Source organism: Geomonas azotofigens, from assembly GCF_018919395.1.
Taxonomy (GTDB): Bacteria; Desulfobacterota; Desulfuromonadia; order Geobacterales; family Geobacteraceae; genus Geomonas; species Geomonas azotofigens.
In genome coordinates this window covers 641,228-663,293 of sequence record NZ_JAHLME010000003.1, presented here as the reverse complement: position 1 = coordinate 663,293, position 22,066 = coordinate 641,228, and the positions used below count along the sequence as shown (strand labels likewise).

20 protein-coding genes are annotated in these 22,066 nt (G+C 64.2%); 11 read left to right on the top strand and 9 right to left on the bottom strand.

What is annotated here, in order from left to right; genetic code table 11:
- The first annotated feature begins 44 nt into the window (after positions 1-44).
- The gene (locus KOL99_RS12745; protein ID WP_216510832.1) at positions 45-1,190 is read left to right on the top strand and encodes a trans-sulfuration enzyme family protein; all 1,146 of its coding nucleotides are present in this window, start codon (positions 45-47) and stop codon (positions 1,188-1,190) included.
- Positions 1,187-2,323 carry a trans-sulfuration enzyme family protein gene (locus tag KOL99_RS12740; RefSeq protein WP_216510831.1) on the top strand — a complete coding sequence of 379 codons (1,137 nt, stop codon included), beginning with the start codon at positions 1,187-1,189 and terminating at the stop codon, positions 2,321-2,323. Before KOL99_RS12745 ends, KOL99_RS12740 begins: the two co-directional genes overlap by 4 nt.
- A gap of 368 nt (positions 2,324-2,691) precedes the next feature.
- On the opposite strand, the gene KOL99_RS12735 is transcribed toward KOL99_RS12740, so the two are convergent.
- Positions 2,692-4,038, bottom strand: a complete 1,347-nt coding sequence (locus KOL99_RS12735) for a molecular chaperone DnaJ (protein WP_216510830.1) — start codon at positions 4,036-4,038, stop codon at positions 2,692-2,694.
- Between the two features lie 276 nt (positions 4,039-4,314).
- Complete coding sequence (locus KOL99_RS12730; protein ID WP_216510829.1) at positions 4,315-4,776, bottom strand: YaiI/YqxD family protein; 462 nt, start codon at positions 4,774-4,776, stop codon at positions 4,315-4,317.
- Between the two features lie 242 nt (positions 4,777-5,018).
- Here KOL99_RS12730 and KOL99_RS12725 point away from each other — a divergent pair, with 242 nt between their 5' ends.
- Positions 5,019-5,219, top strand: coding sequence for a cold-shock protein (locus KOL99_RS12725; RefSeq protein WP_129126184.1), 201 nt, complete (start codon positions 5,019-5,021; stop codon positions 5,217-5,219).
- Positions 5,220-5,293: 74 nt separating this feature from the next.
- Here KOL99_RS12725 and KOL99_RS12720 read toward each other — a convergent pair whose 3' ends face one another.
- Genes KOL99_RS12720 through KOL99_RS12710 form a run of 3 tightly spaced genes read right to left on the bottom strand, consistent with a single transcriptional unit; the run spans position 5,294 to position 7,924 of the window.
- Positions 5,294-6,052: an energy-coupling factor ABC transporter ATP-binding protein gene (locus KOL99_RS12720; RefSeq protein ID WP_216510828.1), complete on the bottom strand. Its 759-nt coding sequence runs from the start codon at positions 6,050-6,052 to the stop codon at positions 5,294-5,296.
- A complete protein-coding gene (cbiQ, locus tag KOL99_RS12715) occupies positions 6,049-6,861 on the bottom strand; it encodes a cobalt ECF transporter T component CbiQ (protein WP_216510827.1) in 813 nt (270 codons plus the stop codon). Before cbiQ ends, KOL99_RS12720 begins: the two co-directional genes overlap by 4 nt.
- Positions 6,862-6,901: 40 nt before the next feature.
- Positions 6,902-7,924 carry an energy-coupling factor ABC transporter permease gene (locus KOL99_RS12710; RefSeq protein ID WP_216510826.1) on the bottom strand — a complete coding sequence of 341 codons (1,023 nt, stop codon included), beginning with the start codon at positions 7,922-7,924 and terminating at the stop codon, positions 6,902-6,904.
- A 423-nt stretch (positions 7,925-8,347) separates the two neighbouring features.
- Here KOL99_RS12710 and KOL99_RS12705 point away from each other — a divergent pair, with 423 nt between their 5' ends.
- Both KOL99_RS12705 and KOL99_RS12700 read left to right on the top strand, forming a co-directional pair.
- A complete protein-coding gene (locus KOL99_RS12705) occupies positions 8,348-10,741 on the top strand; it encodes a PAS domain-containing hybrid sensor histidine kinase/response regulator (protein ID WP_216510825.1) in 2,394 nt (797 codons plus the stop codon).
- A gap of 107 nt (positions 10,742-10,848) precedes the next feature.
- Positions 10,849-12,549, top strand: coding sequence for a DUF3300 domain-containing protein (locus tag KOL99_RS12700; RefSeq protein WP_216510824.1), 1,701 nt, complete (start codon positions 10,849-10,851; stop codon positions 12,547-12,549).
- Between the two features lie 157 nt (positions 12,550-12,706).
- On the opposite strand, the gene KOL99_RS12695 is transcribed toward KOL99_RS12700, so the two are convergent.
- Positions 12,707-13,999 carry an amidohydrolase gene (locus KOL99_RS12695; RefSeq protein WP_216510823.1) on the bottom strand — a complete coding sequence of 431 codons (1,293 nt, stop codon included), beginning with the start codon at positions 13,997-13,999 and terminating at the stop codon, positions 12,707-12,709.
- A 295-nt stretch (positions 14,000-14,294) separates the two neighbouring features.
- Between KOL99_RS12695 and KOL99_RS12690 the strand changes: the two genes are divergently transcribed.
- From KOL99_RS12690 to KOL99_RS12665, 6 genes are all read left to right on the top strand, one after another.
- Positions 14,295-14,537, top strand: coding sequence for a hypothetical protein (locus KOL99_RS12690; RefSeq protein WP_216510822.1), 243 nt, complete (start codon positions 14,295-14,297; stop codon positions 14,535-14,537).
- Positions 14,538-14,547: 10 nt separating this feature from the next.
- On the top strand, positions 14,548-14,844 hold the full coding sequence (locus tag KOL99_RS12685; RefSeq protein ID WP_216510821.1) for a hypothetical protein: 297 nt from the start codon (positions 14,548-14,550) through the stop codon (positions 14,842-14,844).
- A gap of 64 nt (positions 14,845-14,908) precedes the next feature.
- Positions 14,909-15,061, top strand: a complete 153-nt coding sequence (locus KOL99_RS12680) for a hypothetical protein (RefSeq protein ID WP_216510820.1) — start codon at positions 14,909-14,911, stop codon at positions 15,059-15,061.
- A gap of 260 nt (positions 15,062-15,321) precedes the next feature.
- Positions 15,322-15,843, top strand: a complete 522-nt coding sequence (locus KOL99_RS12675) for a SixA phosphatase family protein (protein WP_216510819.1) — start codon at positions 15,322-15,324, stop codon at positions 15,841-15,843.
- Positions 15,844-15,883: 40 nt separating this feature from the next.
- Entirely contained in the window at positions 15,884-16,408 is a 525-nt protein-coding gene (locus KOL99_RS12670) for a helix-hairpin-helix domain-containing protein (RefSeq protein ID WP_216510818.1), read from the top strand.
- Positions 16,409-16,494: 86 nt separating this feature from the next.
- Positions 16,495-18,033: a Ppx/GppA phosphatase family protein gene (locus KOL99_RS12665; protein WP_216510817.1), complete on the top strand. Its 1,539-nt coding sequence runs from the start codon at positions 16,495-16,497 to the stop codon at positions 18,031-18,033.
- Positions 18,034-18,182: 149 nt separating this feature from the next.
- Here the strand turns inward: KOL99_RS12665 and KOL99_RS12660 are convergent, their stop codons facing one another.
- From KOL99_RS12660 to KOL99_RS12650, 3 genes are all read right to left on the bottom strand, one after another.
- Positions 18,183-18,365, bottom strand: coding sequence for a hypothetical protein (locus KOL99_RS12660; protein WP_216510816.1), 183 nt, complete (start codon positions 18,363-18,365; stop codon positions 18,183-18,185).
- 521 nt (positions 18,366-18,886) lie between these two features.
- A complete protein-coding gene (locus KOL99_RS12655) occupies positions 18,887-19,384 on the bottom strand; it encodes a chemotaxis protein CheW (RefSeq protein ID WP_216510815.1) in 498 nt (165 codons plus the stop codon).
- Positions 19,385-19,556: 172 nt separating this feature from the next.
- Positions 19,557-22,058, bottom strand: a complete 2,502-nt coding sequence (locus KOL99_RS12650; RefSeq protein WP_216510814.1) for a glycogen/starch/alpha-glucan phosphorylase — start codon at positions 22,056-22,058, stop codon at positions 19,557-19,559.
- Positions 22,059-22,066: the final 8 nt, after the last annotated feature.

Here is a 22,066-nt window from a genome sequence, read left to right as displayed (position 1 = left end):
CCCCTTCCGACCCCGGAGGGGGACTTTTTCATTTGGAGGCTACGATGAACATCGCAACAACCGCAGCACAGATAGGCCTTGAGCGCGAGAGCCGCACCGGCGCGGTCACCGTCCCCATTTACCAGACCGCCACCTTCCGCCATCCCGGCCTCGGGCAGAGCACGGGATACGATTACAGCCGCTCCGGCAATCCGACCCGGCAGGCCCTCGAGGAGGGAGTCGCCAGACTCGAAGGCGCCAGCCGCGGCTTCGCGTACGCCTCCGGGATGGCCGCCATCACGAGCCTCATGTTCCTGTTTCAGCAGGGTGACCACCTGATCGTCACCGAGGACCTCTACGGCGGGAGCTACCGGCTGTTCGAGAAACTGTTCCAGCAGTTCGGCCTGAGCTTCAGCTACGTCGACACCAGCGACGTGGAGCTGGTGCGCCAGGCGATCAGACCCAACACCCGGGCGCTCTTCGTGGAGTCGCTCACCAACCCGCTCCTCAAGGTCGCCGACGTGGGGCGACTGGCGGAGTTATGCAAGGCCAACGACCTGCTCTGCATCGTCGACAACACCTTCCTCACCCCGTACCTGCTGCGCTGCCTTGACCTGGGAGCGGACATCACCATCTACTCGGGGAGCAAGTACCTTGCGGGGCATAACGACGTGGTCTGCGGCGTCGTGGCGGTGAAGGACCCGGTCCTCGCCGAAAAGGTGTATTTCCACCAAAACGGAGCCGGCGCGGTGCTCGGGCCGCAGGATTCCTGGCTCACCGTGCGTGGCATCAAGACGCTGAGCGTCCGCATGGACCGCCAGCAGGAGAACGCGCAGGCGCTGGCGCAGTGGCTGCAGCGACATCCCAAGGTCGGGCGGGTCTACTACCCCGGGCTCCCGGACCACCCCGGACACGAACTGATGAAGAGCCAGTGCGGAGGCTTCGGGGCCATGATCGCCTTCGAGGTGACCGAACCGGCGCTGGTGAACCAGCTCCTTTTGAAGACGCAGCTCATCTCGTTCGCAGAGAGCCTGGGCGGCGTCGAGAGCCTGATCACGTTCCCCCAGGTTCAGACCCACGCCGACATCGAGCCCGAGAAGCTGCAGCGGCTCGGCATCAACAACCTGCTGTTGCGCCTGTCGGTAGGAATCGAGGACAAAGACGACCTGATCGCCGACCTGGCGCAGGCATTTGAAGGAGAAGACGCATGAAATTCGCCACCGAACTGATCCACGGCCTGGACCCGATCGACGCCGAGCACGGCTCCGTCAGCCATCCCATCTACCTCTCATCGACCTTCGCGCAGCGCTCCATCGACCACTTCGGGCGCTACGACTACGCCCGTTCCGGCAACCCGACCCGGGAGGCGCTGGAGGAGGCGGTAGCGGGGCTTGAGAAGGGGGCGGTCGGGCTCGCCTTCGCCTCGGGCATCGCGGCGACCGCATCGACCCTGCTCCTGTTCAAGCCCGGCGATCACCTGGTGGTGTGCGAAGACGTCTACGGCGGCACCTTCCGGCTCCTCACCACGCTGTTCAAGGGATGGGGGCTGCAAGCGAGCTTCGTCGACGCGACCGACAAGGCAGCCATCGCCGCCGCCATCCGTCCCGAGACCAAGGCGCTCTACCTGGAGACACCGTCCAACCCGCTGATCAAGATCACCGATCTCCACGCCGCGGTCGCGCTCGCCAGGGAGAACGGCATCCTCACCATCGTGGACAACACCTTCATGACCCCGTACCTGCAGCGGCCGCTGGAGCTTGGCTGCGACATCGTGGTCCACAGCGGCACCAAGTTCCTGAACGGCCACTCCGACGTCATCTGCGGTTTTGCCGTCGCGCGCGACCCGGAGCTTGGGCAAAGGCTGCGCTTCATCCAGAACGCCTTCGGTGCCGTGCTCGGTCCGCAGGACTGTTGGCTGGTGCTGCGCGGGCTGAAAACCCTCAAGGTGCGCATGGAGGAACACCAGGCAAGTGCCCGGAAAATCGTGGCATGGCTCTGCGAGCAGAAAGAGGTGCGGCGGGTGTACTATCCCGGCCTTTCCGACCACCCCGGCTACGAGATCCACAACCGCCAAGCCAGCGGCCCGGGAGGCGTGCTCTCCTTCGAGCTCGCCAGTTACGACACAACCAAGCGCCTGCTGGAAGGGGTGAAGCTGGCCGCCTTCGCCGTAAGCCTTGGGGGCGTCGAGAGCATCCTCTCCTATCCCGCCAAGATGTCGCACGCGGCAATGCCACCGGCCGAGCGCGAGGCGCGCGGCATCAAGGACACCCTTGTGCGTCTCTCGGTGGGGCTCGAGGATCCGGACGACCTCATCGCGGACATGGCGCGGTTTCTCAACGCCTAAGGCAGCTTCTGTTGCGACCCGTAGGGGCGAATAATCATTCGCCCCCCTTAATCGCACCTCCGTCCCTCACGGCATTGACGACGACCGGGCACGGGCGCTGGGCAAATAATTATTTGCCCCTACAGTCCGGTGCCTGCTCATGCGAACCGTAGGGGCGAATAATCATTCGCCCCCCTTAATCGCACCTCCGTCCCCCACGCCAGTGACGACGACCAGGCACGGGCGGCTGGGCGAATAATCATTTGCCCCACCAGACCTGACAGACTTTCTACTGAGGTGTCGGCAACAAACATGAAAAGCCCGGGAAGATCTTCTCCCCGGGCTTTCCGTATTCCGTTAAATTTAAATCGCTTAGCGCCCCCCCTACCTCATCGTCTCCACGTGAAGCTCACCGTCTTCACCCCCGGAATGGCCTGCTGGAACACGGCGAGCCCCTCGTCGGTGATGCTGTTGCCGCTGCTGGTGAGCCCCTGCAACCCCTGCATCCCCTGCAGGTACACCAGGCCGCGATCGGAGATCCGCGTCTGGTACAGGTAGATCCTCTTCAGGTTGGCCAGGGTCGAGATGCCGAGCAGCGCCGCGTCGGTCAACTCCGGACCGCAGAGATAGAGCTCCTCCAGACCGCAGAGGTGAACGATGCTGTCGAGGTCGGCGTCGCGGACGTCGTACAGAAAGAGCGCCTGCAGATCCTCGGGACCAAGCCCCTGCAAGAACTTCAGCTTGCGGCTCGCCCCCTCTTTCACATCCAGGCGCAGGGCCTGGTCCAGGTAGACCTGCACCGGGCCGATGGCGGGCCCCGCCTTCTTCCAGGCGTTGAAACTGACGGAGTTGAGTTCGCGCAGGTACAGCGAACCGCAGGGCAGATCGCTCGGGAACGTGACCACGCGGCTACGCTTGGTCGCCCCTTGGGCGCGCACCCTGCCCTTCTCCCCCTGCAGGGCAGCCAGGCGCCGCTGGGCCCGTGCGATGTTGATCTCCGCCGCGGCCACGAGGTCCGCGAAGAGATCGCTGCCGGCCGCAGCACTCTCATCTACCCGCAGCTTGAAACGGTGCACGTAGCTTCCCCGCAACTGCTCGATCTGCTCGTTGATCTCCCGGATCGCCTCGACCTCGACCGCTATCTGCTTTTTGAGCCGTGCCAGTTCGGCCCTCAGGTCGCTCTGCACGGCCTGATCCGGGAAGTGCCGCCGCCAGCTCCTCAGGATCTCGCGCAGGGTGCGATGGTCCTCCTCTGCGTAAGCCTTGTTCGCCTTCAGCATCAGCTCGTGGCGCAGCGAACCGGCGCCCTCCCCGGCCAGATCGGGATGGATGGCCTTGGCTACCTCGCGGTAAAGGGACTTTATGTCGCCGGGATCAGACTTCCAGACCCGCCCCCGCGCCTGCCCAGCCCCACGGAAGGAGGTGCCGCTATGGTAGCTCTGGCCATCGCTGGCATCGTCCTCGTCACGCGGGCGGGACCGCTCGTCCGCGCCATCCTGCTCAGGCTCGACCTGACCGCCGGTAAGGCGCTCGATCTCCTCCTCCAACCGCTCCAACTCGGCCATGCGGCGCCCAAGCGTCTGCTGGTAGCTTTTCTCGAAGCCCGCTATCTCCTCGCGCAGCTGGTGCAGCACCGCCGCGGCCTCGGCGTGCCGCGCACGCAGCGAGGCGAGCTCGCCGCGCTTTCGCTCGAGTTCCTGTTCCTCGGGAGACCTTTGTTGGTAGTGTGCAGTCATAGGTGTCGCACTGTCTCAAATATTATTGAGGTTCTGTCATTTTCGCGCCGACATTAACACGATCTGAGGCAGAGTTACAAAATATTTTATCACAGTGAGAGGAATTCTGATTCAGCAAGGAGGGATGACTTTGAGTGTGAAGGAATGGCAGATACAGAGATGATATCAGAGCCCTCCTCACCCTGCCCCTCTGCCGAGGGAGAGGGAATTGTGGTGGGGGTGGTCTGCGCGTGCCGGGGGCCGAGACTGCCAGCCAGCTCCCGTGATGTGCACGTGTCAGGGACGGTCGCCGCGCACCATGCGGGTCAGCAGCCGGTCCAGCGCCGAAGCGAAACGCTGCCGGTCGGCGAGGCCGAACTGGGCGGGGCCGCCCACCAGGAGCCCGTCGTTGCGCAGGTCCTGCATCAGGTTACGCATGGAGAGCCGCTCCCCGACGTTCTCCTCGGTGTAGAGTTCGCCGCGCGGGTCGAGCGCCACGCCCCCCTTTTCGACCACGCGTGCCGCCAGCGGTATGTCCGCGGTGATGACCAGGTCGCTGGCGCTGGCGTGCTCGGCGATATAGTCGTCCGCGACGTCGAAGCCGGAGGCTACGCGCACCGAGGTGATCAAGGAGGTGTGGGCCCGGGACAGGTCGCTGTTGGCGACCAGGCAGACCGGCACCTTCAGGCGCTGCGAAGCGCGGTAAACCATTTCCTTGATCACCCTCGGACAGGCGTCGGCATCGATCCAGATTTTCATGGCTAACTCCGGAGCGGTCGCTGGCATAGCAACGACCTTGACAGTTACGGTATCGAACAAATTTCGGGCAAGGTGTCACAGGGCAGCCCCAATGTCAACAGCGCTGCCTCCGTATACTAAGCAAAAAACTTTAAATCTAATTTAAAATTGGTTGACACGGCAAAGCCGCGATGGTATGGTTACGCGTCCTCGAATACCCGTGGATTAAAACCAAAAAGAAGTAATATGGGAGAAGTAAGTAAATGGTAAACGGTACTGTAAAGTGGTTTAACGACAGCAAGGGGTTTGGCTTTCTTGAGCAGGAGAACGGCGAGGATGTCTTCGTTCATTTCTCCGCTATCAACAGCGACGGCTTCAAATCCCTCACCGAGGGCGACAGCGTGACCTTCGAAATCGTCAAGGGCCCGAAAGGTCTCCAGGCAGCCAACGTCAGCAGGGTCTAAGCCCAATCACATAGCGTAGAACTTTATGAAAGCCCCGGAGCAATCCGGGGCTTTCTTTTTAGCTTCCTTCCCTCTCAACGCCCTTTCGGGCCGCACACCGGGCACCCCTGCATGGAAAGCGGCTTTTCCAGCCGGCACTCCCTGAGCAGCGCCTCGTCCCGGAAAATCTCCAGCGTGGGCCCGTCCGCCCGCACTACCCCTTTTGAAAGCACCACGGTCCGCTCGCAGACCTCCAGCACCATGTCCAGATCGTGACTGGTGATGATTTTACTATGGTGGAACTCCTTCAAGAGCCCGATCAACTGGCGGCGGGCGTAGGGGTCCAGGCCGTTGGTCGGTTCGTCCATGACCAGGATGTCGGGCGACATGGAGAGGACCGTGGCGATGGCCACCCTCCTCTTCTCACCGGCCGACAGGTGATACGGCGCCTTCCCGGCCAGGTGTTCCGCGTCGACCCGTCGCAGCGCCTCGGCCACGCAGTTTTTCAACTCGGTTCCGGACAGGCCGAGGTTCATGGGGCCGAAGGCGACGTCCTCGTAGACGGTGGGCATGAAGAGCTGGTCGTCCGGGTCCTGGAACACCATCCCCACCGTGCGCCGCGCCTCGTTCAGGTTGGTGCGGTCCACCGGGACATGCCCGATGCGCACCTCGCCCGCATCCGGAAGCAGGTGGCCGTTCAGGTGGGCCAGGAGCGTCGACTTGCCGGCACCGTTGGCTCCGATCACGGCCACGGACTCGCCGTGGCGTACGCTGAAGCTGACCTCGCGCAGGGCCTCGGTGCCGTCGGGATAGACGTGGCGCAGGTGGTCGATTTCGAGTATGTGGTGGCTCATGGCAGATACCCCGTTACCAGCGTCCCGAGGATCTCGGCGCCGTTGTACAACCGCAGGATGATGCAGAGTGCGCTCCAGAAGAGCACGAAGAGGAACTCCCGCGCCCCGAAGCTGCCGTGCTGCGCGGCGGGAAAGGTTCCCGCGTAGCCGCGCGCCAGCATGGCCATGTGCATCCGCTCGGCCCGCTGCCAGGTACGCAGCAGCAGGTGCCCAAGCAGCGAGGCGTAGCTGGCCAGGCCGCGCCCCGTGCGACCGAAGGAGCGCAGTTCACGCGCCCGCGCGGCCCGCCCCCCCTCCTCGGCCAACACGAACAGGTAGCGATAGAGAAAGAGGAGTTGCATGGCGAACGTCCTGGGCATGCCGAGGCTGACCAGGGCGCGGCAGATGGAGGCGAACCCGGTGAGCGCGGTGAGCACCAGGGCGGCCGCGACGGTGAGCGCGGTACGCACCACGATGGAGGCGAAGGAGACCCAGCCGCCGGTCACGTCCAGCGGTCCCAGGTGCAGCAGCACGGTGCGATCGAACAAGGGGTTGCAGATGCCGACGGCGATGGCGAACGGCGCGACCAGGGCGACCTTCGCCGCCAGGTAACGGGCCGGCAGCCGCCCGGAGGAGACCAGGCAGACGGGAAAGATGAAGAAGGGGATCAGGGCGGAAATCTCGTAACGGCCGAAGGATACGACGCAGACGATGAAGACGAGGGTGGCGAGCACCTTGGCGCGGGGATCCAGCCGGTGCAAAGGGGTATCCCCCCCCGCGAGCCGGTCCAGCCGCTTCAAATCCAGCAATGCCCCCTGTACCGATGCCATCAGCTCCCCATCCTCTGCAGCGGCCGCTGCCGCCGTCCCGCTACGCCTCCGGGGTCGCGCTTTCCCGGTTTCCCCTGCGCAGCAGCGCCGCGGCGCCCACGACCAGGACAACGGTGACAACGGTGCCCACGACACCGGGTACGCCGCTCCCCTTGCCCGAGGCGGTACCGGTCTGGGTGACGGCCGCCGGAGCGGGCGCCTGGTACTCCGGGAACCAGGCGGTCCTTTTCTGCAAGGCGCCCAGCCACGCCGGCAGACCAAAGCGGCGCTCGGCGAGGGAGGGAGCGCCTGAAGCCTTGGCCACCGACCACTCGAGACCGTCGGGCTTTTCCGAGGCGAAACGAGACAGCCCGCCGGCGACAAGGAGGGCGCAGATCAGCACGCCGGCGAGCGCCAGGCGGCCGGAAGCGGCGCGGGCGCGCTCCCCCCTGCCGAGGAGCTCGGGGCGGGCCTTGCGCAGGAAGGAGACCACCGCCAGCGTCACCGCCCCCTCGACCAGCCCGATGGCGAGGTGGATGGGCTGCATCAAAAACAGGAACTTGTCCAGCGGGAGAACGGAGATGCCGGAAGCTGCCGTCTCCAGGACGACGCACAGCGCGCCCAGCTGCATGGCGACGAGGGCGCAGGACATGGTCACGGCGGCCTCGCGGCGGGGTCCCGGAGCGGGACCGATCAGCCTCAGGTAGCAAAGCGGGTAGACCAGGAGCGCGGGGATGACACCGAGGTTGAAGATGTTGCAGCCCAGGGCGAGGAGGCCGCCGTCGGCGAAGAAAAAAGCCTGGACGACGAGGACCGAAGCGACGGTGAGAAAGGCGGCGCTGGGGCCGAGCAGGATGGCGAGCAGCAGACCGCCGGTCAGGTGGCCGCTCGACCCGGTGCCCGGGATGGAGAAGTTGATCATCTGGGCGGCGAAGAGAAAGCCACCGAGCACGCCCATAAGCGGCGCCAGCCGGTCGTCGCGCTCCCGGCACAGCCGCGCCGAGGTGAGGGCGACGCCACCAGCGGACACGGCCCACATGGTCGCTCCCACCGCCGGCGAGAGCAGAGCGTCCGCCATGTGCATGATCTTCCTCCCCGTGCCGCGAACCGAAGTCGCGGTAGCACGATTTTCATATCAGTGACACGGCAATATATACAAGAAGCCCCGGATGCTGTCAACGCATATGGCCATTCCTGCGACCCCGGTCGCGTATACATCATTTACCCGGGCCGGACTCTTTTTGCTTGCACGCGCCGTGGATTATACCCCGCTCTAACCAGCGCTGACCAGTCGAGTCCCCCCCCTGGTCCTGTGCACTTCAGTCGTAGTTCAAATTCGGACAACCAAGGTCATACCAGGATGAACGTTTTTAGGTGAAATACGTACAATGTTCTTCTCTTTTACCTAAAATGATGCTAATCTCCAGCGCCGGTGATAGCGCCCACGCGCGTCGTATCGCCGAGAGCACACGGTACTGATTTGGTTGCTGCGCAAGGAGCGCTTGCCATGACTGGTCCTGAGAAGCAAACCGTCCATTTCACAGCCAACTGCACGGTAATGCTCGCCTTCTTCGTCGCGCTCTTTTTCCCCATCGGCTACTTCGCCATCAGCTACCAATACACCGTCGGCAGCCTCGAGACCGAGGCCGAGATCAACGCCCGGATCATCTCCGGCCTGGGCGACCTCGAATCCGGTTCCTGGCACAGCGAGGCGCACCGGTTGGAAACCTTGCTCTCCCACCGTGGCGCTCCCGAGCACAACGAGAAGCATCGCATCCTCGACTCGGTCGGCAACGAGTTGGCCGCCAGCGGTTACGCCCCTGACATCCCCGTTATCCAGCGCTCCCAGCCGATACGCTACGGCGACAAGATCATCGGCAGCGTCGAAATCAGCCGCTCACTGCTCCCCATCCTCAAGAAATCCTTCCTGGTCACGATCCTGGGCCTCAGCATCGGGCTCATCGTCTTCATACTGCTTCCCTTCCGCGCCATAAACCGCGCCAACCGCCAGTTGCAGGACTCCTACAACTTCCTGAGAAAGGTGATGGAGAGCAGCGCCAACGCGCTCATCGTCCTCAAACTGGACGGCACCATCGGCATGGTCAACGGGCGCTGCACCGAGACCAGCGGCTACTCCCCGGAGGAGCTTTACGGCCGGAACATCCCCGAGCTGGTCTGGCCGGAATCAAGGGACATGGTGCTCGAGCGATTGCACCAGGTGGCAAGCGGCGCGGCCGACATCGTGAAGTTCGAAGCGGACCTGATATGCAAGGACGGCAGCACGGTCACCATCGCCTGCGGCGCCACCCCCGTCTACCAGGAGGGACGCATCGCCGGCACCGTCCTTTCCGTGGAGAACATCACGGAGCGCAGGCTGGCGGTGGAAGCGCTCAGGTCGGCCAAGGAGTACACGGAAAACCTGATCCAGGCCGCCAGCGTCATGATTCTCGGGCTCGACCTCAAGGGCAGAGTCACCCTGTTCAACAGGACCGGCGAGGAGGTTACCGGCTACAGCCACGATGAACTGATCGGCAAGAACTGGTTCGAGCTGGTGATGGGGGCGGAAGGCTTCTACAAGATGTGCGGGACGCCGCAACCCGGCAAGGATCACCAGGGGCTGAGCCCCTGTGAGGGGCAGATCGTGACCAAGTCCGGCGCGATGCGCACCGTTTCCTGGCGTAACAGCGCCATCATCGAGAAAGGGGTGAGGATCGGCACCCTCTGCTTCGGCATCGACATCACCGAGCACAGAAAGATCGAGGCGCAGCTCAGGCACTCGCAGAAGATGGAATCCATCGGGCAATTGGCCGGCGGGGTGGCCCATGACTTCAACAACATGCTGAGCGTCATGCTGGGCTACGCGCAACTGGGCCAGCTCGAGACCGCCGAATCCACGCCGCTGTGGATCTACCTGCAGGAGATCATCAAGGCCGGCGAGCGCTCCCGGGACATGGTGCGCAAGCTGCTCGCCTTCTCCCGCAAGGAGATCATCTCGCCGCGGGCGGTGAACCTGAACGAGCACTGCCTGGAGACCGAGAAGACGCTGAGCAGGCTGATCGGCGAGGAGATCCGCTTAAGCTTCATCCCGGACCCGGAGCTCTGGGCCGTGAAGATCGACCCCTCGCAGGTGGACCAGATCCTGATGAACCTCGCCGTGAACGCCCGGGACGCCATGCCCGACGGCGGTATCCTCACCATAAGGACCGAGAACGTGGTCGTCGACGAGCCGTTTTGCGACTACCGCCTGGACGCCAAGCCCGGCTCCTACGCCTGCCTGAGCGTCGTCGACACCGGTACCGGGATGGACCGGGAACTGGTCAAACGGATCTTCGAGCCCTTTTTCACCACCAAGGAGGTGGGAAGGGGTACCGGTCTGGGACTGGCCACGGTGTACGGCATCGTGACCCAGAACGGCGGCTTCGTCGACGTGGAGAGCGAGCCGGGCCAAGGAACGGCCTTCCGGATCTACCTCCCCCGACTGACCGGTGAGGCACAGCCGACGGCGCAGAACGCGCCGGGCACGCTGCACGGGTCGGGGACGGTGCTCGTGGTCGAGGACGACGACATGCTGCGGGCGATGGCGACCCAGATGCTGGAGAAGATCGGCTACCGCGTGATCCAGGCGGCGACACCGCACGTAGCCCTTTCCATCTGCGGTGAAGCAAAAAACGACATCGACCTCGTGCTCTCCGACGTGATCATGCCCGAGATGAACGGCCTGGACATGGCACGGGGCATAGCCGGGATGCGTCCGGAGACCAAGGTGCTGTTCATGACCGGCTATTCCTCGGACATCATCGCCAAGTGCGGGGCGAGCGCCGACGGCGAGTTGCACTTCATCCAGAAACCCTTCGACATGGAGGGTCTGCACGCGAAGATCACGGAGATGCGGGCCGCCTGACGATACATCCCGGACCCAAGGGGCCACCGGTGCACGCTTTGCCTTGCCAGGGGGCTTCTGCTAGACTGGACCGGTAGTCAAAAGGCAAAAAGCTTTAGGAGACAGTTATGAAAAGGTTATTGATCATCGCGTTCATGGCAGTATTCCTGCCGCTCACTGTCACAGCCGTGCCGGTACAGGCACAGTCTGAGCCAGGTTACTACCAGATGTCGGACCAGGACGGCTACCAGGACGACGACCTGCTGTACCCGGAGGAGCTGGACGACCTGCTCGCTCCCATCGCGCTCTATCCGGACCCGCTGATAGCCCAGATCCTGCCGGCCGCCACCTTCGTGGACCAGCTCCACGACGCCGCCAACTTCGTCAGGCTCTACGGCAGCACCCCGCGCATCGACTACCAGCCGTGGGACATCAGCGTCCGCGCCGTGGCCCATTACCCGCAGGTCCTGTACATGATGGACCGCGAGTACCAGTGGACCGCGTCTCTGGGACAGGCGTACATCGAACAACCCCAGGACGTGATGGACGCCATCCAGAGGCTGCGCCGCTTCGCCTACGACGAAGGGAACCTCTTCAGCACGCGACAGCAGCAGGTTTTCTTCGAGGGTGACGTCATCCGCATCGTCCCGGCGCGCCCGGAGTACGTCTACGTGCCGGTGTACGACCCGACCGTGGTCTACGTGGAACGCTACTACCCCAGTTCCCCCTTCATCACCTTCAGCGTCGGCTTCGCCATAGGACCCTGGCTCAACCGCGACTGCAACTGGCGCGAACGCAAGGTCTACTACCACGGCTGGCGGGGAGCAGGATGGATCAGCCGTTCCCGCCCCTACACGCGGGACCATCGCGACATCTACGTCAACAGGCGCGCCGCCACCATCACCATCAATGAGCGGGTTGTGCAGCGCGATACCCGCAGTTACCGCCAGCAATTGCGGGTGGAAACCAGGAGACATCGTGAAGAAGGGAGGATGCCGCCGGTTCGCCTGGCACCGGGACGCCCGGGCCGGGTGGAACCACGACGCCCCGGCAAGGTAGAACAGCAGCGCCCTGGCAAAGTTGAAGGCTCGCGCACGGAGCGGCGCAGGGAACCGTGGAATCGGCGCGAGGCGGCGCCCGCACCGGGCGTACCCGCTCCTACGCCGGCTAAGCCGGGTGCGACGCCGCCGGCGGCGCAGCGGCAGCCGACGCCGAGCCAGCCCAGGGTCGAGACGGTCCAGCCCCCCGCCGTCCCCGTGAAGCCGCAGCCCCAGGCGCAGCCGGGCAGGCAGCATACGCCGGCGCAGCCCAAGCCGCAGCCCAAGCCGCAGCCCCAGCCGCAGCCCCAGGCGCAGCCCGGGACGCAGCAAGCACCCGCGGCTGCCGGGGAATCTGCCACCGGACGCCCCGCCAGGGGAGAAGGTCGGCGCAGGGAGCCGCGCCCGATAAACCGTCCCGAAAGGCCGACTCCCGCCGGCACGAGCGTACCGGCGCCCGCACCGGCGCCAGCGGCCGGCGCTCCTGCAACGCGCGGGGCCGCGCCCCACGTTCCGGCAGCGGAACCGGCGGTCAAGGCGCCCGCCACAGTGCCAGCGAGGCCGGCCACACCGGCGGCACCGGTACGACCGGCAATGCCGCGCGTCGAGAGGCCAAGGGTCGCGCCGACCCCGGCACCGGCGGTAACACCGGCGCCCAAGGCCGAGCCCGCTGAACCCGCGCGACCGGTACGCGAGTTCGAACCGGGCCAGGGCCGCGGACGCGGCGAATCCTCCGGCGGACGCGGCGAATCCTCCGGCGGCCGCGGTTTGCAGCGGGGCGAGGATCGCTGACCCCCAACCGGTCGAGACCTGTAGGGGCGAATAATCATTCGCCCGTCCACTTCTCCACGAACGGACAGGGGGCCGTCTCGTTTGACATTCACGACGATAAGAAAAGGGGCGCTATCGCACGATGCGCCCCTTTTCTTTTGCCGTTTATCTCCCGTCCCTACCCCGCCGGAAGCAGCTCGCAGGCGGCCGCGACCAGGGCCTTCACCCCCGCCCGCAGCGTCGGCTCGGGGTGCGGGGCGTACAGCGGCGAATGCTGTGAGGGAAGCGACACCCCCTTACGCCGACTCTCCTCGAAAAGATCGGGATCGGCCGCACCCAACCAGAACATGCAGACCGGGATCTCCCCGCCGAGCCCCCAGGAGCCGAAATCCTCGCTCACCATCTTCGCCTCGGAGCGAACCACGTTATCCGGTCCCAGGGCGGCGCGCAAGGCGCCAGCCACGCGCTCGGCCAGCGCCGGATCGTTGTAGGTAGCCGGATGGCGGGCAAGCACGGAAACGACAGGAGAGCGCTCCTCGGGAACCCCGGCGGCCAGGGCCACCCCGGCGCAGATGCGCCGCACCGAGTCGAGGATCTTTTCGCGCACCCGGTCGTCGTAGCTCCTGATGCTCAGTTGCAGCACCACCTCTTCCGGTATGACGTTGCACGCGGCGCCGCCGTGAATGGAGCCCACGGTGACCACGGCGGGCTCGTGCGGGGTGATCTCGCGGCTCACGATGGTCTGCAGGGCGAGCACCAACTGCGCCGCCATCACCACGGGGTCCTTGCCGTGCTCGGGAGCGGAACCGTGCGCCCCCACGCCGCGCACCACGATCTCCACCTCGGTGAAGCTGGCCAGGAAGTTGCCCGGCGCGCAGCCGGCACTGCCGGCCTTGAGGAACAGGGTGCTGTGCAGCGCCAGGGCGAAGTCAGGCTTGGGGCAGAGCCGGTAGGCGCCGTCATCGATCATCGCCTGGGCACCGTCTCCCCCTTCTTCTCCCGGCTGGCCGACCAGGACCAGCGTCCCCGCCCAGCTCCCCCTCGCCCGCGCCAGCACCCGCGCCGCCCCCAGCAGGCAGGCTACGTGCACGTCGTGTCCGCAGGCGTGCATCACCGGCACCGAGGTTCCGTCGCGGTAGGTCGCCCGCGCCGTGCTGGCGTAGGGGAGACCGGTTTTCTCCTCGACCGGCAGCGCGTCCATATCCGCCCGCAACAGCAGCGTCGGGCCCGCCCCGTTCTCAAGCACCGCCAGCACACCGAAGCCGGGCCAGTCGAACCTGCGGTACCTCCCGACCCCCTCGCTCACCGCGAACCCAAGCGCTTTCAGTTCGCCCGCCAGCATCGAGGCCGTCTCCCGCTCCTGTCCGGACAGTTCGGGGTGGGCATGCAGATGCTTGTAGCTCTCAACCAGCGACGGCAATTCGGCTTCAACCAGCACGCTCAACGATTCGAGCCGCAGTTCTGTCGACATAAAATCTCTCACTGACATGATGAAATACGGGTGCAGGTTACTATGTCTGGCATCCGTTATCAACTGCGTTGTGACGCCTCTTCGCGTGACAGCTCCCGTCCCCCTCTCCTTGTCAGGTTGATAACGGGGGCGGTACCGGCTGGCACGCGAATAAGCACGGTGGTTATTTAATGAGCACACCCGCGACCGGTCCAGGCGGGCCTGCGACGGCAACAGCCCGGAATTGAAGAAAATTACTGCCGCCGTCCCCCCTGGCATGCTCCATGTAAAGCATGCCCCACAAGGAGGAACTGCCATGACAGAGATCATCGACGGGATTGCCCACGTCACCGCGGCCGAGGCCGCAGCGGAACTCTCCACCACGGAAACGCGGGTGCTCATGCTGATAAAGCGAAAGGCGCTGCAGGGAACCCTTTCCGACCAGGGGTGGTTCATCACCAAGGCTTCCCTGGACCGGCTGGAACGCAACGACGAGGCCGCGCTCCAGCAGCCGACATGCCGCACCAGCTGCACCAGTTCCAGGTGCGGCTGCCACTAGGAGTGACGCCATGGGACTCACCATCAACCCGTCCGATCTGAAGTACAAATACCCGAAGGCGACGCGGACCCGGTTCGACGCCAAGTTCGCCGGCCCAGCCGACAGCGCGCCCTTCAACCGGGACGACCTCTACGACATCCTGCCGCTGCTGACGGCGGTGATGAACGAGTTGGAGCGGGACGACGCCGCCACCCTGCATTTCCTGGAGGACCTGATGAACCAGGACATGCCCCGCTTCCTGGTCAGCCGGGGCGAGGTCTTCGATTTCCTCACCGGCTGCGGAAAAGAGATGCTCACCTTTCGGTAACACCTAAAGCACCCCCCGGGCACAGCAGCCTGGATTCCCTGGCGACCTGCTCGATTACTTCAGCATGCGCTGCCTGTTCCCGGTGAAGATGACCGTCGATACCCAGGGCGACGTGGCGGTGGACCGCTTCTGGCTCAGAGGCGTCGGCGGCTCGGTCCCTTCGGAGGGAATCGCCGATGCCATGAAGAGAAACATGGAGCAACTCCTGGTACGCTGACACGCCCCCCGTCAGGTGCCGCTTTCACTGTTTGCCCCACGCCTGAGCCCTCCCTTCCGGGGAGGGTTTCTTCATTCCCCGCACCCTTATCTCACCTCTAGTAACCACGAAGCCCCTTTCACTCATACGATGTTTCACCCCGCAATCGATGCTGCACGCCGTCTCTCCCTGTGGCTGTCGGCGTCGGAACAAAGACAGCAGCTTGCAAATCGAGATAGATTCGCTAAAGTCTTTAACGTTGCCTAATCCAGGAGGCACCCATGATCATCCACATCGTTCGACACGCCGAAGCAATTGAGAGAACCCCGGAGCTGCCCGAAGAGCACCGCTACCTGACCCGTCGCGGCAGAAGGCGTTTCCGCAAGGCGGCCAAGAGCCTCGCCACGCTTGGCACCGAGCCGGATCTGATTCTCACCAGCCCGCTGGTGCGCGCGGTGCAGACCGCGGACATCCTGGCGGAAAGGCTGCGCTACAAGCGGGAGCTGATCGTGGCGCCGCAGCTATCGCCCGGTTTCCGTCCCGAAAAGCTCGATGAATTGTTGAAGCTCTACCCACAGGTGACCGAAATAGCGCTGGTTGGACACGAACCGGACCTGGGGATGGTTACCCAGGCGCTGTTCGGGGAGGAGGCTTCCCTCACCCTGCCCAAGGGGGGGACGGTGACGTTCAAGAGGAGTGCTAACGGCGGCGGCGAACCGCTCTTTTTGCAGATGGTCACCGGCACCGGAAGGATCGTCACCTCCCGCGGCAAGGCGTTGGACCGCTTGCGGCAGGGGGGCTGACCGGCAAGCAACACGATAAAAACACAAGGAGTGACAGAAGATGGTCCAGTCAGCAGCGGATTTCAGACGGCTGAAAGGTGTCGGCGCCATCCTGGGCAAGCGTCTGTACGACGCCGGGTACGACAGTTTCGCCAAGATCGCCCAGGCCGGAGAGGAAGGTTTGAAAAAGGTGCGCGGGGTGAACCGCCGCCACATCGGTTCCATCCTGGAACAGGCAAGGGAACTCGCCGGGCTGGAACAGGACCAGCGCCAGGCGCCCGCTCAGCTCATGCAGCAACGCGTGGTGGGCATGCGGGAGAAGGTGGAAATCCTGGCGCAGACCACCCGCGACCGCTTCACCGGAGAGATCTCGGAGAAGTGCGGCCGGAAACTCGGCGCCGACCTGGAACGGATCGAGAACGCCCTGTCACAGATGCACGATTTCGGGAACAAGCGGTCCAAGCGCTTCGTCAAGATTCTCACCAAGGCGGAAAAGAAGGTCACCGGCCTGGAAGAGGCAAGTCTGAAGAAGGTCCGCAAGGGGTTCAAGAAGGCGCGCAAGGCGATATTGAAGGCCCTGGCCTAGCGTCACCAATCACGTCTTGCCGAGTTGTCACCATCGGCCCCATCCTGATACAATCTTGCCAACCCATCACGCTCAAGGAGTAGCCGTTGAGACAGAACCGGCTGGCCGCCATCGACATCGGCACCAACTCGATCCGCAGCATCATCGTCGAGACAGGGGGAAACGGCAAGTACAAGATCCTCGATGACGAGAAGGTGCTGGTGCGCCTGGGCGAAGGGCTGCACCAGACCGGCGTCATCTCGCCCGCCGCGTGGGAACGCGCCATAGAGGCGCTCTCCCGCCAGAAAAAGATCATCGACGGCTACCAGGTCGCCTCCATCGAGGCGGTGGCGACCAGCGCGGTGCGCAAGGCCGGTAACGGCCGCGAGCTCGTCGCCGCCATCAAGGAGCGGACCGGCCTGGAGATCGAGGTGATCAGCGGCGAGGAGGAGGCGGAACTGGCCGCCCTCTCGGCCCAGCACAACTTCGAGCTGGATGGGGTGCGGCACCTGATCTTCGACATCGGAGGCGGCAGCCTGGAACTGATCTCCGCGCTGGGCGCACATACCGAGGAGATGCTGTCGCTGGAGTTGGGCGCCGTGTTCCTCACCGAGAGCTTCCTGAAAAGCGATCCGGTGCAGCAAGCGGAACACCAGAAGCTGCGCAAGCACATCCGCAAGGCCCTGAAAGCCGCCTACACCGGGGACCGCGCCGGCATGCAGTGCCTGGTCGGCTCGGGAGGCACCGTCACCTCAATAGCGGCCATGGTGGCGGCGTCCCGTGGCGAGAAGTTCGACTCCCTGCACGGCTACGAACTGCTCCGTTCCGAATTGGTGCACCTATTGGCCATGCTGGCAAGAAAGAACGACAAGGAGCGCCGGGCCGTGCCGGGGTTGAACCCGGACCGCTCCGACATCATCGTGGCCGGGGTCACCGCGGTCGACGAACTGATGGACTTTTTCCAGGTGAACCACCTGAAGGTAAACGAGCGCGGCATCCGCGAGGGGCTCATCCTGCGCGGACTGCGCCGCCGCAACCTGCTGCCGGAGAAAAAGACGCGCTCCTGGCGCGACAGCGCCCTCGAGTTCGCCCGTTCCTGTCATTGCGACGAGGGACACGCCCAGCAGGTCGCCAAGCTCTCCCGGCAGATCGCTCTTGCGCTGGCCCAACGCTACGGCTGGGGCGACAAGGAACTAAGGCTCCTCGAGGCCGCCGCCCTCATGCACGACGTCGGCTATTTCATTAGTTATTCCAGCCACCATAAGCACTCCTACCACCTGATCCGCCACGCCGACCTGTTCGGCTTCACCCCGCGCGAGCGCGAGCTGATGGCCAACATCGCCCGCTACCACCGCAAGTCCCTCCCCAAGAAAAAGCATGACGAGTTCACCCGTCTCTCGGCGCCGGACCAGCTCCTGGTCTCCCGGCTGGGGGGGATCCTGAGGCTCTGCGACGGCCTGGACCGGCGCCGCAACGCGGTGGTGCGGCAACTCGACTGCGTCGTGGAGAAGGACCTCTTGAAGCTCACCCTGGGCGGAGACGAGGACATGTCCGTCGAGCTCTACGGCGCCAGGGCCAAGAGCGACCTGCTCCAGGAATCCTGCCGCCTGAAGCTCGACCTCCAGTCCCATCCGCACGCGCCTTAGCCCCTGTAGGGGCGAATGATCATTCGCCCGCCTTTCGAAGGCAGAACCACAGCGCGCGAAACAGGGAGCCCATCGACGCAAAAAGGCCGGGAAGAAGATTCCCGACCTTTCCAGTTCTACCAGCCCCTCCGCCGCAGAACTTCGCTGATCTACAGGAGGAAGAACGAAATGATGATTATCAAGAGCCCACCGGTTATCCTGATCGGCACCGATGACAGGAGGCGGCGCGCACACGTGAACCACACCGGCAGCACATCAAGGATCAGGTGGCAGATGACTAAAAGCAGCACTATGTAGATGATGCATTCGTGGCCGTAGCTTAAGTATCCCATGCTGGCCACCTCCTTCATCGGCGGATGAGTCTGCGCTTGTCAGCACATCAACGAAAGGAACCACCGCCGACTTACCTGAACGTCAGCATATACGGTGCCATGAGTTCCTGTAACGGTCGACGCCCCTCGCCCCCGCAAGAGGCCGGAAAGACAGGGAGGATCCCGCGACGTTAAGAGGGAAACCGTCCCTGCCGGGACCGGCACCTCGAGCTGTTAAACTTATCGACATTTTTTGGCGAAACTTGCGTCGATTTCCTTTACAGCTTTACACATCTGTCATTCTCCCGCCGTTTCAGCAGGCGCCTAAAGGTGGAATCGCCGCCGCTGACGATTCATCGCCGGAGGCAAAGATTGCACCGTCAACGCGGGCGATGTCGCCGAGACTGAAGGTTGCATCGACGGTACCAGCGATGGCTGAGGTTGAAGTAAAAGGCGGGGGCTAGAGGAGGACAACGTAAGGGAAGAGAAGCGACAAGGGGAGGAGGTCTCGCCCCCTCCCCTTGCCTTGGTTTGTACTACAGCTACCCGAAACTGGAGAAAGCGTCCTGCTCGGCGCTGGTGAACATGCGGTCAAGCTGCAGCATGAGCAGCAACTGCTCGCCATGCTTGATGACGCCGCAGATGAAGTCCTGGTCCACGCCGCCGGCGGCGATGCTGGGCGGGGGCTGGATCTCGCCGCTGGAAATCCTGATCACTTCGGAAACGCCGTCGACGATGAAGCCCATGAGCTTGCCGTCGATGTCCATGACCATGATCCGCGTGTGCTGGTCGTCGTCGGTACTGCACATGCTGAACCGGTTCCGGAGCGAGATGATCGGTATCACCTTGCCCCTGAGGTTTATGATCCCCTCCACGCTGGGGGGGGTGTTCGGGATATGGGTGATCGGGGTCATCCTGATGATCTCGCGCACCTTCAGCACCTCGACGGCGTACTCCTCGGCGCCCAGGTTGAAGCTCACCAACTGGATCAGTTCGCTGCTCGACTCACCCTTTTTGATCGGCAAATTCGCGGTAGACATTTATTTCCTCCGGGGGTTGCATGAATGTGTCACTACGTTATGGCGGCTTGGCCCCGCCGCCCGGGTCATCGGGCCCGCCACGCCGGACTGCCTGCCTCCGATACCTGGGTGACATATCGGCACCCCTTGCTGAATCTTGAGAAGAAGTTGCTGACCCCTGGCTACGGTACCGCTACTCTTGCGGCGGGGCCACCGGCGTGAGGTGCCAGATCCCCTCGTTGTACTCGGTTATGGTGCGGTCGGTGGAGAACTTGCCGCTGCGGGCGCTGTTGACGATGCTCATCCGGACCCAGGCGTCGCGGTCCTGGTAGGCCTGCGCGGCCTTTCGCTGCGCCCTGACGAAGCTGCGGAAATCGGCGGCCACCATCCAGGGGTCGTGCGGGCTCAGGATCGCCTTGACGATGGGCTCGAAGATCCCCTTCTCGAACATGTTGAAGTGCCCGCTGGCGAGAAGCTGCATGACCCGCTCCAGGTCGGGGTCGGCGGCGACGATGCCGGCGGGGTTGTAGTTGCGGCGCTCCCGCTCCACCTCCTCTGCGGTGAGGCCGAAGACGAAGAAGTTCTCGTCGCCCACCTCCTCCCTGATCTCGATGTTGGCTCCGTCCAGCGTGCCGATGGTGATGGCGCCGTTCATCATGAACTTCATGTTGCCGGTGCCGGAGGCCTCCTTGCCGGCGGTGGAGATCTGCTCGGAGAGGTCGGTGCCGGGGCAGATCACCTCCATGGCGGTGACACGGTAGTTGGGGAGGAAGGCCACCTTGAGCCGGTCCCCCACCACCGGGTCGTCATTCACCACGCGGGCCACGTTGTTGATCAGCTTGATGATCAGCTTCGCCATGTGGTAGCCGGGCGCGGCCTTGCCGCCGATCAGCACGCAGCGGTCGGTCCACCCCTCGGTATCGCCGCACTTGATGCGGTCGTAGAGGTGGATCACGTGCAGCACGTTCAAGAGCTGGCGTTTGTACTCGTGGATCCTCTTGACCTGCACGTCGAACAGGCTGTCGGGTTTGAAGGTGACGCCGCACTGCTCCTGCACCAGGACAGCAAGCCGCTCCTTGTTGGCTCTTTTCACCTCATGCCATGCGCGGCGGAAGTCGGGGTCATCGGCGAAACGCGCCGCGTCCGAGATGTTGGAGAGGTCGGCGACGAAGCCGTCCCCGATCCTGGAAGCGAGCAGGCGGGTGAGACCGGGGTTGCAGCGGGCGAGCCAGCGGCGCGGCGTGACGCCGTTGGTCTTGTTGTTGAACTTCTCCGGCCACAGTTCGTAGAAGTCGCGGAACAGCCCCTGCACCAGGAGCTCGGAGTGCAGGGCGGCCACGCCGTTCACCGAGAAGCTCCCGACGATGGCGAGGTAGGCCATGCGCACCTGCTGCACCTCCCCCTCCTCTATGATGGACATGTCACGCAGGTGGTCGCCGTCACCGGGCCAGCGGCTGGAGACCTCCGCCAGGAAACGGGCGTTGATCTCCAGGATGATCTCGAGCAGGCGCGGCAAAAGCTGCCTGAACAGTTGCACCGACCACTTCTCCAGCGCCTCCGGGAGCAGGGTGTGGTTGGTATAGGCCATGGTCCTCGTGGTGATCTGCCAGGCCTCGTCCCATGATAGCCCCTGCTCGTCCATGAGCAGGCGCATCAGCTCGGGGACGGCGCAGCTTGGGTGGGTGTCGTTCAGCTGGAAGCAGTTGCGCTCGGCGAAGTGGTCGAAGACCTTGCCCTGACGGGAGATCCAGCGCTGCAGGACGTCCTGCAGGCTCGCCGAGGCCAGGAAGTACTGCTGGCGGAGCCGGAGCGCCTTGCCGTTCTCGCTGGCGTCGTTGGGGTAGAGCACCATGGTGATGTTCTCCGCCTCGTTCTTCATGGCGACAGACTCGGTGTAGCTCCCCGCGTTGAACTCCTCCAGGTCGAAGGCGTCGGTGGCGGCTGCCTTCCACAGCCTCAGGGTGTTCACGGTCCCGTTACGGTAGCCCGGGATGGGGAGGTCGTAGGGAACCGCCAGCACGGCGTGGGTGTCGAGCCAGCAGTAGCTCACCGTGCCGTCCTCGTTGCGCCTGGTCTCGCAGCGCCCGCCAAAGCGGACCCGCTGGGTGTACTCGGGGCGCTCCATCTCCCAGGGGTTGCCGTCGCGCAGCCAGTGGTCGGGCTCCTCGACCTGGCGGCCGTCCTCGATGCGCTGGCGGAACATGCCGTATTCGTATCGGATGCCGTACCCCATGACGGGAAGCTGCAGCGTGGCGCAGCTGTCCAGGAAGCAGGCCGCCAGACGGCCCAAACCGCCATTGCCAAGGCCCGCGTCGATCTCTTGGTCGGCGAGCTCCTCGAGGCGCAGCCCGAGCTGCTGCATCGCCTCGGCGGCAGGCTCGTCCAGCCCGAGGTTGAGCACGGCGTTGCCCAGGGCCCGCCCCATCAGGAATTCGAGCGAAAGGTAGTACCCCGTCTTGGTGTTGGCGTTGATGTACGCGTAACGGGTGTTGTTCCAGCGCTCGATCAGGCGTTCCCGGACGGTGTAGGCGATGGCCTGGTAGTGATAGCGGATGTTGCGGCAGTACTTGTCGCGCCCCAGGTGGTGAAAGTAGTGGTGAATGAAATCCTTGACGAGGCCGTCGGCGCTCATGGGGAGCGCCTCCAGCTCGCTGACGTTCTGGGGGCAAAGGATATTCTTTTCGTCGTCGTGCATAAGCGAGA